Source organism: Alistipes sp. D31t1_170403_E11, assembly GCF_015553985.1.
In the GTDB taxonomy this organism is placed as follows: domain Bacteria; phylum Bacteroidota; class Bacteroidia; order Bacteroidales; family Rikenellaceae; genus Alistipes; species Alistipes montrealensis.
This window is the reverse complement of record NZ_JADNHQ010000014.1, coordinates 1-10,297: the sequence shown is the minus strand read 5'-3', so window position 1 is coordinate 10,297 and position 10,297 is coordinate 1. Positions and strand designations below refer to the sequence as shown.

At 56.5% G+C, this 10,297-nt stretch carries 5 protein-coding genes; all 5 read left to right on the top strand.

From position 1 onward, the window contains the following. Positions 1 to 34: 34 nt before the first annotated feature. The 5 genes from I2E69_RS14935 to I2E69_RS14915 all read left to right on the top strand — a co-directional run bounded on the left by I2E69_RS14935 (position 35) and on the right by I2E69_RS14915 (position 10,023). Positions 35 to 3,217: a SusC/RagA family TonB-linked outer membrane protein gene (locus I2E69_RS14935; RefSeq protein WP_195462021.1), complete on the top strand. Its 3,183-nt coding sequence runs from the start codon at positions 35 to 37 to the stop codon at positions 3,215 to 3,217. Between the two features lie 29 nt (positions 3,218 to 3,246). Then, complete coding sequence (locus I2E69_RS14930; protein ID WP_195462020.1) at positions 3,247 to 4,917, top strand: RagB/SusD family nutrient uptake outer membrane protein; 1,671 nt, start codon at positions 3,247 to 3,249, stop codon at positions 4,915 to 4,917. A 27-nt stretch (positions 4,918 to 4,944) separates the two neighbouring features. After that, on the top strand, positions 4,945 to 7,407 hold the full coding sequence (locus tag I2E69_RS14925) for a hypothetical protein (protein WP_195462019.1): 2,463 nt from the start codon (positions 4,945 to 4,947) through the stop codon (positions 7,405 to 7,407). A gap of 77 nt (positions 7,408 to 7,484) precedes the next feature. Further along, positions 7,485 to 9,536, top strand: coding sequence for a S8 family serine peptidase (locus I2E69_RS14920; protein WP_195462018.1), 2,052 nt, complete (start codon positions 7,485 to 7,487; stop codon positions 9,534 to 9,536). A gap of 19 nt (positions 9,537 to 9,555) precedes the next feature. Next, positions 9,556 to 10,023: a lipocalin family protein gene (locus I2E69_RS14915; protein ID WP_195462017.1), complete on the top strand. Its 468-nt coding sequence runs from the start codon at positions 9,556 to 9,558 to the stop codon at positions 10,021 to 10,023. Positions 10,024 to 10,297: the final 274 nt, after the last annotated feature.

The following is a 10,297-nucleotide window of genomic DNA, read 5'->3' as shown; positions in this document are numbered from 1 at the left end:
TTTTTATTTTAAAATTTTATTAAAATTAACGCTTATGGTAAGAAAAATTGTACTATCGTTAATTGCTATTTTGGGCCTCTGTGCGTATGGATTCGCCCAAAACCGGCAGGTTTCCGGTACAGTTGCCGATGCGGAGGGAAAGCCCGTCGCAGGCGCTACGGTCCTGGTGGATGGTACGACCGTTGGTACGACAACCAACGCATCCGGCCAATTCATGATTTCGGCCCCTACCAACGGAACCCTGTTGGTGACGTTCATCGGCTATGAAGCCCAACGTGTTGCAATCGCCGGCAAAAGCCAGCTGAAAATCACGATGAAAGAGGATGCGCAGGCGATCGACGATGTAATCGTCGTTGCATATGGTACAGCCAAGAAGGAGGCTTTCACCGGCTCCGCATCAGTGATGAAGTCGGAAGATATAGGCAAACGTCAGGTTTCCAATATCTCGAACGCACTGGCCGGCGCCGTAGCCGGTGTGCAGGCAGTCTCTTCGAACGGCCAGCCGGGTGAGAGTGCAAAGATCCGCATCCGCGGTATCGGCTCCATCTCGGCGAGCAGCGCCCCGCTCTACATCGTGGACGGCGCACCCTACGACGGATCGCTGTCGTATCTGAACAGCGCCGACATCGAGTCGCTTACGGTTCTGAAAGATGCCGCCGCATCGGCCATCTACGGAGCACGCGGTGCAAACGGCGTCGTCCTGATTACGACCAAGAAAGGTAAATCGGGCGATGCGAAGGTTAACTTCGACGCCAAATGGGGTACGAACTCCCGCGGTGTGCCCAACTACAACGTGATCTCCAATCCCGGCCAGTATTACGAACTGGGCTATCAATCGCTGTTCAACAGCCGCTACCAGGCCGGCAGCTCGCTCGCCGAAGCCCGCGCCTTCGCCAACTCGGCATTGTTCGACAGCAACAACGGCGGTACGGGTTACAACGTCTACACGATTCCCGCAAAGCAGACGCTGATCGGTTCCAACGGCAAGCTCAATCCCAACGCGACGCTGGGTTATTCGGACGGTGAGTACTACTACATTCCGGACGATTGGTATGAAGAACTGTTCGGCAAGGGCAACCTCCGCCAGGAGTACAACGTTTCGATCGCGGGCGCTTCGGACCGTTTCAACTATTTCATGTCGGCCGGTTATCTCGACGACTCGGGTATTATCGAGAACTCGGGCTTCACCCGTTATTCGGCCCGTCTGAAAGCGGACTACCAGGCCAAAAAATGGCTTAAGGTGGGTGCGAACATCAGCTATTCGCACGCCATTTCCAATGCACCCACGGGGCAGACCGAGAACGATACCGGTTCGTCGGCCAACCTGTTCTACCTGGCTAACATGATCGCCCCGATCTACCCGATGTATGTGCGCGATGTCTACAAAAACATCAAGTACGACGACCATGGTAACAAGATTTACGACTCGGGCGTGAACACCAACCAGACCCGTTCGTTCTCGGGCGGCGCCAACCCCATGATTTCGATCGATCTCGACCGCCACCGCTCCTACACCGACGCGGTGAACGGCAACTGGTTCGCGACCGTAACCCCCATCGAGGGGCTGAACTTCACGGCCAACATCAGCGCCAGCGCCATCAACCGGCGTCTGAACCGTCTTTACAACTCCTACTACGGTTCCTATATCGGCAAAGGTTCGACCTCTGTTTCGCATTCGCGCACATTCGGCGTCAACCAGCAATATCTGGCGACTTACAAAAAGACTTTCGCCGACAAGCATAATTTCGACGCGCTGGTGGGCTTCGAGAACTACTCGCTGAAAATGCAGTACCTCTATGGCAGCAACACCGACCTTTACAACCCGAACATCGGTGAGTTGGACAACGCCATCTACGAAACGCCGCAGGTAAGTTCTTACACGGACACTTACTTCACGATGGGCGTCCTGTCGCGTCTGCAATACGACTACGACGGCAAATACTTCTTCTCGGCCTCGTACCGCCGCGACGCTTCGTCGCGTTTCCATCCCGACAACCGCTGGGGTAACTTCGGTTCGGTGGGCGCCGCGTGGCTGATGTCGAAAGAGACGTTCCTCCGCGACGTGAAATGGCTCGACATGTTGAAACTGAAGGTTTCGTACGGTATTCAGGGTAACGACGACCTGCTGGACCAGAGCGGTTACAGCAACTACTATCCCTATCAGGACCAGTTCCAGGTAGGCCGTGTTGACGGCGACTTCTCGCTGACGCTCAACTACAAGGGTAACAAAGACATTACCTGGGAGTCGTCGCACTCGTTCAACGTCGGCGTGGAATTCGGACTCTGGGACGGACGCCTGAACGGAGGTATCGAGTATTTCTCGCGCAAGACTTCGGACATGCTCTACTACAAGCCCGTACCGCCTTCGCTGGGTTACTCGCGGCAGCCGCTCAACGTAGGTTCGATGCGCAACGCCGGTATCGAGGTGGAACTGAGCGCCGGCCTGCTGCGTTACAAGAACTTTACGTGGGACCTGAACCTCAATATGACCCACTACAAGAACAAAATCCTTTCGCTCGACAAGGATATTTCGGCGAATGGAATCGTCGGCTCGATGTCGATCCGCGAGGTAGGTGGTTCGATGTACGACTCTTACCTGAAAACCTATGCGGGCGTCGACCCCGAAACGGGTAAATCGCTCTGGTATATGGACCCGGACAACGGCGATTATTCGACTACGGACGTTTTCGATGACGCTCGCCAGGCCCGTCAGGGCAGCACCCTGCCCAAAGTCATGGGCGGTTTCGGCACTTCGCTGAACTTCTACGGCGTCGATATTTCGGTACAGTTCGCTTACCAGCTCGGAGGTCGTCTCTACGACAACACCTACCACCAGCTGATGCACTACGGCGATGCGCTGGGTACAAACTGGCACAAGGATATCCTCAAGGCCTGGACGCCCGAACACACCAACACGGATGTTCCGCGCCTCAACTCGTCCGACGACTCGTACCAGAAATATTCGTCGCGATTCCTCGTCAGCTCCAACTACCTCTCCGTCAACAACCTGACGGTAGGTTATACGCTTCCCAAGAAGTGGACCGACAAGATGCGCCTCGGCAGCATCCGCATCTACTTTGCGGGCGACAACCTCGCTGTCTTCTCGAAGCGCGAAGGTCTCGACCCCCGAATCGTATTCGGCGGAACAGGGACGGCGGACAACACCTCCTACTCGGCCCTGCGGACTTTCTCGGGCGGTATTAACTTGACGTTCTAATACAGGTAGAAACAACTAAAAACGCATCTATGAAAGCAATTAACAAGATATGGATATTTGCCCTGGGAACGGCGGTTATGGCATCATCGTGCTCCGACCTCGACACGTTTCCCGAAAGCGGCGTGGTAACCGAAGATCAGAAGAAAGAGGTCGTGGAGGACAATCCCGACCGTCTGCAGGCCGACATCAATACGCTGTCGTCGATCTTCGTCCAGTTACTGCCCAACTGGGCCGGCGGTAACGACCAGGTATTCCACAACGACTTCAGCTATCCCGCGGTCTGCATCGCTACCGACGGTAACGGCTCCGACATGGTGTCGGATAACAGCGACTACGAGTGGTTCTCGGTGGCGTTCGAATATTCGGACCGTAACGCCAACTACGCCGTGCCCCTCTTTACGTGGAATTTCTGCTACCGGCTGAACAAGCAGGCCAACGACATCCTCGCGACGATTCCCGAAGATACGGATGACGAAAAACTGATCCACTACCGTGGCCAGGCGCTCGTGGCGCGTGCATTCGCACACTTCACGCTGGCGCAGCGCTTCCAGTTCACCTACAAGGGCAACGAGGACAAGCCGACGGTTCCCATCGTAACGTGGGATATGCCCGTCGAGCGCGTCGGCGCCAATCCCCGCGCTACGAACGCCGAAATCTACAAGCAGATCTACGACGATTTGACACAGGCTATCTCCGACCTCGAAGGTTTCCAGCGCTCGGGCAAATCGGCCGTCAACCAGAATGTGGCTTACGGCATGCGTGCCCGCGTGAATCTCGTGATGAACAACTGGGGAGAAGCCGCTACGGACGCCGCGTCGGCCATGGAGGGCTTTTCGCTGCTGACGAAGGAGGATGTGTCGGCTCCCGGGTTCAACGAAGCTACGGCATCGTCGTGGATTTGGGCCGGACTCTACAAGGCCGCCGATACCCCGGCCAACTACCGGAACATCACCTGGGGCGGACACCTCTGCTCGTTCAACAAGGGTTATACCACGAGCCAGGGTCTGTACAAGCGCATCAATTCGCTGCTGTACAACATGATTCCCGAAACCGACGTGCGCAAGGGATGGTGGATCGACACCAACCTCTCGTCGCCGCTGCTCGACCACATGGATTGGGACGGCGTAACCGGTTCGGCCATCAGTTCGCTCTCGATTCCCAATGTGAAGCGTGCATTCGTGCCCTATACCAATGTGAAGTTCGCACCCTTCGAGAATAAGTGCGGTACGGACATCAATGCCGGCGACTGGTGCATCATGCGCGCCGAGGAGATGCTCCTCATCCAGGCCGAGGCCATGGCCATGGGCGGCAACCTCAACGGCGGCAAGTCCCTGCTGGAAAACTGGGTGAAAACCTACCGCAACGAGGAATATACCTGTGCTGCATCGACTCCCGAAGCTTTCCAGAACGAAGTCTGGCTGCAGCGCCGCATCGAATTGTGGGGTGAAGGACACGCCTACACCGACATCATGCGCCTGAAGAAAAACGTTGTGCGCTGCACCACGGCCGGCAAATCGGACTTCCCCGACGCTTGGGCGTTCAACATCGCGGCCGACGACGGTATCCTGCTGATGCGCATTCCCACCCGTGAAACCAATGCCAATGCGGCCATCGACCCCATCAAGGACAACAACACCGGAGGTACGTTCCCCGTCCACGGAAGCGGTGCGGGCCTGACCGACGGAGTGGTCGTGAAATAGTGTAGAACCGGATTAACATTGACAAATATGAAAACACTCAAGAGTATATTATATGCGTTTATAGCGGTGTTCATCTTCGCGGGCTGCGATGATGACGGCGACTATCTGGCCGGCGCGCCCGAGAATCCCGATTGCTATAACGTCTATTTCCCCGCGCAGGATAATGCCTCCGATGTGGAACTCGACCCTGCGGCCGATACCAAGTTGAGTTTCATCGTACGCCGCCTCAAGAGCGACGGAGCGATCACCGTTCCCGTTTCGGTGAAAAAGAACCAGGGCAACGTCTTCGCCATTTCGGCCATCGAATTTGCCGACGGTCAGGAGGAGACCAGCTTCGACGTGAACTTCCCGGAGACGGAGGTCGGCACGAAATACGCCTGTGAAATCAATATCGACGACACGAAGTATGCTTCCGTCTATGGTGAGAAATCCGTCGGAATGACCTTTTCTGTAACCCGTGTCAAATGGAACCTGCTTACGGGCGGGGCCGGCGAGACCAAGGGTAAGTGGCGTGACGACGTGATTTCGTCGCTGTTCGGCGTGACTAATGCCAACGCCGAAGTCGAACTCGAAATTTATGAGCGCGACGACCGGCCGGGTTACTACCGCATGGTTCCCTACACGCAGACCCTTATCAGCGCCCTCTTCGGACGCAACGTAGGTTCCTGCACCGAACCTTATACCATTATCGACGCAACGGATCCCGACAAGGTCTGGATTCCCTATCAGACTACGGGTGTTACGTTGGGTGGCGATGGTGAGATCGAGATTGCATCGAAGATCAACAAGAACATCCCCTCCGTTTCCGAGGCTGCCAGCCTCTACGGAACGCTGAAGGACGGTGTTATCACCTTCCCGGCCAGCAGTATCTACGTCAACTTTACGATTTCCGGCGGTTGGTACGGAGCCAATGCCAGCGGCATGCAGCGGATTGTCCTCCCGGGAGCCAAAGTTTACGACTATACGCTTTCGCTGTCGAAGACCGAACCGAAGAACGGCGTGGTAGAACTCGGCTTTACCTTCGGCGCCGACGTGGCGAAGGTGCAGTACGCCTTCTTCGAGGGTGCGCTCAGCGAGGCCCTTGCCGAAGCCAAGTCGAAAGAGATGGCGGAAGGCGGACTTCCGACCCAGGAGATCGCTGCAACGGGTACGGTCAACGCCGTGATGAACGAAACGGGCATGTACTCCGTGCTGGGTAACATTTACAATGCGGCCGGCGAACTGCAGGGCTACTCGTACCTCGCCTTCGGATACGTTAAGGACGGCGACGAGAAGCCGGTTCTGATGAGCGTAGGCCTGAATATCACCGACAAGTATGCAAACAAGGGCTACACCGCCGAGGATTCGGCCGAATTCTGGGCCAACGGCCAGGAGATCGAGTCGGGTTACTACGGACTCTACGAGACCGAAGCGCTTGCAGGTGCGACCGAAGCCAACCTGATTACGCTCGTTACCTCTTCGCAGGGCATGAAGTTCTCGGCTGAAAATCTCGAGGCCATCAACAAGGCCGACGGTACGTTCGCACTGATGCTCGGCGGCCTGAACGGCGGAACGGACTATACGCTGCTGGTATACGCTTACAACGGCTACGTTTCGAAGCTGATGACCGCACAGGCTACGACCGAAGGCACGCCCCATCCGCTCAAGCGCAACTACACCATGGACGACTTCCTGTCGACTCAACTCTCGAAAGCCGACATGTGCAAGACGTGGAACTACTACACGGGAACAATCAGCAACAGCGTTGCGTCCGGCAAACGGACCAAGGTCGGCTCGGTTACCATTACCGACAACACGACGGCGGACACCGCGGATGCGGATTACCTCAACATTTCGGGCCTGTCGGGCATCGGCCGGCTTATCGGTGGCGACGACACCATGCTGATCGAATACTACAACGGCGTTCTTTACTCGATCTCCGACCAGATCATCGGAAGCTATGGCGGGGAACCGGTATCGTACTGGATGACTACCACTACGCTCAAAGCCTATTCGGTCGATTATGCGCTGATCGGCGGTCAGGTGGTAGACGGCTACCTCGCTTTTGTCGCCAACCCCAATTACATAGCAAGCAATAGCCTGACGTTCGACGGAATGCGGTTCCTGACCTTCTCCGACGAATCGCTGGGAACGGCTACGGGCGGCCTGGTATGGCTTTACAACCTGATGCTCGAAGACCCGGGCAAAGCCGTGCCGATGTCGGCTCCCGCTGCGACTGTAACCCGGCCTCAGCTCGAAAAGATTTCGTCGGCCTTCTCCGCACCGGATAATTTCGTCGAACTGCGCGGCCGCGAACGCATGCGCGCCCTGATCGACGAATACATCCACTCGGACAGGGACGCCTCGAATGTCGCCCGGCCGGCCATGACGGTCGTAAAATCCGACGCGAAGACAGCCAGTGCCCGGGTAACCGTATCGCAAGGCGTGGCTCCCAAAGTTTCGGCCCCGGTGCAGGTGATGGTGAAAAAAGGTGTTGACCTGGTTAAATAATCGGAACTGTTAACCAGATAAGATCGGGAGGATCCGGTCTGAAACGTCCGGATCCTCTCTTTAAAATCAAGAAAAATATGGCTAATAGAAAATTCTTACTTATAGCAGCGCTGCTGATGGCGGCTTGTACGTCCGATCCCATGGAGGAACAGCCCGGAGAAAACGGCGCTCCCGAAATTGCTCCGGCGCATAAGATCGTCAATACGTCCGTTAGCGCCGAACAGGGAACCCTGTTGGTTTATTTCGACGACGAGGCCGTCGGGCAAGTCGAAAATATGGCGGCAATCGCAGCCAAAACCCGCGCTGCCGTGACTCGTTCGGGTCTCGTGAAGGTCGACGAAGTGCTCAGCGCACTCGACGTGACCAGCCTTCGCCGTGTCTTCCCTTACAACGCCAAAAACGAGGCGCGCGCACGCGCTGCCGGCCTCCACAAATGGTATGTTATCGGTTTCGACGCCGAAGCCGACCTCGACGAGGCTGCCCGGCAACTGGCCGCCGTTTCCGAGGTGGAGCACGTGCAGTTCAACACCCGCCTCATGCTGGCCGACGGTCATAAACCCGCCCCGCTGCGTACGGGTTCGGCTGTAACCGCCGCTACGACTCCCGTTGTTACCCCCGCGTTCAACGACCCGGAATTGTGGCGCCAGTGGCACTATGTCAACTACGGTAATACGGGCATCGCCCAGACCTCGCGCGTCGGCGCCGACATCAACGTCCGGGAGGCCTGGAAACTCACGGGAGGCGATCCTTCGGTGATCGTGGCCATCGTCGACCAGGGTGTGAAATACTCGCATCCCGACCTGGCCGCCAACATGTGGGTCAACACGGCCGAGCGCGACGGAGTCGCAGGCGAGGACAGCGACAACAACGGCTACAAGGACGACGTACACGGCTACAATTTCGTAACCGGAGGCGCTATCTCGTGGGATATTCCCCACTACGACAAGGATGGTAAATACGATGGCGACAACGGCCACGGAACCCATGTCGCCGGTACGGTTGCCGCCGTCAACAACAACGGCGAAGGCGTCTGCGGCGTAGCGGGCGGCACGGGCAATAACGACGGCGTGAAACTCATGTCCTGCCAGATTTTCTCGGGCGGTTCGGGCGGTACGGCCGCCATTTCGGCCGAGGCGATCTATTATGCGGCCAACAACGGTGCATCGATCATCCAGTGCTCGTTCGGATACCCCGCCGGAGCCGCGACCTCTGACAACGCTTATGCCAACGGCGCACGCGCAGAGAAGCAGGCGATCGATTATTTCATCAGCACGAAGAACTGCGACGCGATCGACGGCGGACTCGCCATCTTCGCGGCCGGAAACGACGCTACGGGCATGTCCGCCTACCCGGCGGCTTACCGCGACTACATCTCGGTAACAGCCTTCTCGCCCGACTTCCTGCCGGCCTACTACACCAACTACGGTCCCGGCTGTAACATTGCCGCTCCGGGCGGTGACTACGCGATCTCCGCAGACCAGGAGTCGAGCGAGGTACTCTCGACGGTTCCCTCCGAACTGGCCGACTTCGCAGGCAGCGACTATGGCTTCATGCAGGGAACCTCGATGGCTTGTCCGCATGTTTCGGGTGTGGCTGCACTGGGACTTTCGTATGCACTGAAGAAGGGCAAGACCTTCACGACGGATGAGTTCAAGGCGATGCTGCTGACCTCGGTGAACGACATCAACTACTACCTCGAAGGTACGAAAACGTCGGCCGCGACCATTAACCTCGGCCTCTACTACGGACAGATGGGAACCGGTGCGATCGATGCTTACCAATTGCTCATGCAGATCGAAGGCACGCCGTGCATGCGGGCCAAGATCGGTGCTTCGCAGCTCATTCCGCTGACGACGTATTTCGGCGGCGGCGCATCGGACCTTACCTATACTGACGTGACCATGTCGCAGGCAGACATGGATAAGCTCGGCATCACGGAAGCGCCTAAGATCGTTTTCGGCAAGTTGCAGATTCTTTGCACGAAGCCCGGAGCGGCAAAAATCGCCATTACGGCCATTGCCGGCGGCGAGAACCTCGGCGGAGGCAATTCGATGGGCGGCCAGGCAGTTACCAAGGAGTTCGCCATCGTTGCCCGCGCTACGGAAAACGCAAACGGAGGTTGGTTATAATAAATGAAAAACTGAGAATATGAGAAAGACTCTTTATACCTTATTCGCCGTGCTCGGTTTGTGCTTGTTTGCCGGCTGTTCGGACGACAACGAAAACAACTCGCCGCTGGCCAAACAACTTGCCGGCGAATGGCACTTGGCTTCCTGGAACGGGGCCGCCCCCGTCGATTTCGATGCCTACATATCGTTTACATCCGGCGGCTCGTTTGAAATCTACCAGCAGATAGACCAGCCCGGCTACCAGAAATATTCGGGTTCCTATAAGCTCGACGACGCGACCCTTTCGGGTAAGTACAGCGACAATACGCCCCTGGCCGGCGGCGCTTACGAAATCTCGTTCGACGAAGCAGGCAACACGCTTACGATGGTGAGCGATCCTTCGGTCGGCGAAGTGAGCGTCTACACCCGCAAGGCGATTCCCGAATCGATCAAGAGCGACGCCAAGGTGGTGAAATCATCCCGCTCGGCAAGCCGGCTGTTGTTCTAACGCCTCCGGTTACTGTTAAGTAACCTTTCGCCGCAAGGCCTTCCGCGTAAATCGTTATGCGGAAGGCCTTTTTTCATTGTATCCGGGTATCGGTTTGGTAACCATGCCCTTTCCTGACAGTTACCTGAAAATGGATTAATATCCGTTTAAAGCGCTGATCTATAACGAATTGTTTGTTTCAAGTAAAACGACTCTGGAGTTTGCTTGTTTTTTATTTTAAAAAACAAATTAGATTAACGCTTATGGTAAGAAAAATTCTACTATCGTTAATTGC

Coding starts and splice junctions, on each gene's coding strand:
- I2E69_RS14935 (WP_195462021.1), top strand. CDS start 35: ATGGTAAGAAAAATTGTACTATCGTTAATTGCTATTTTGGGCCTCTGT.
- I2E69_RS14930 (WP_195462020.1), top strand. CDS start 3,247: ATGAAAGCAATTAACAAGATATGGATATTTGCCCTGGGAACGGCGGTT.
- I2E69_RS14925 (WP_195462019.1), top strand. CDS start 4,945: ATGAAAACACTCAAGAGTATATTATATGCGTTTATAGCGGTGTTCATC.
- I2E69_RS14920 (WP_195462018.1), top strand. CDS start 7,485: ATGGCTAATAGAAAATTCTTACTTATAGCAGCGCTGCTGATGGCGGCT.
- I2E69_RS14915 (WP_195462017.1), top strand. CDS start 9,556: ATGAGAAAGACTCTTTATACCTTATTCGCCGTGCTCGGTTTGTGCTTG.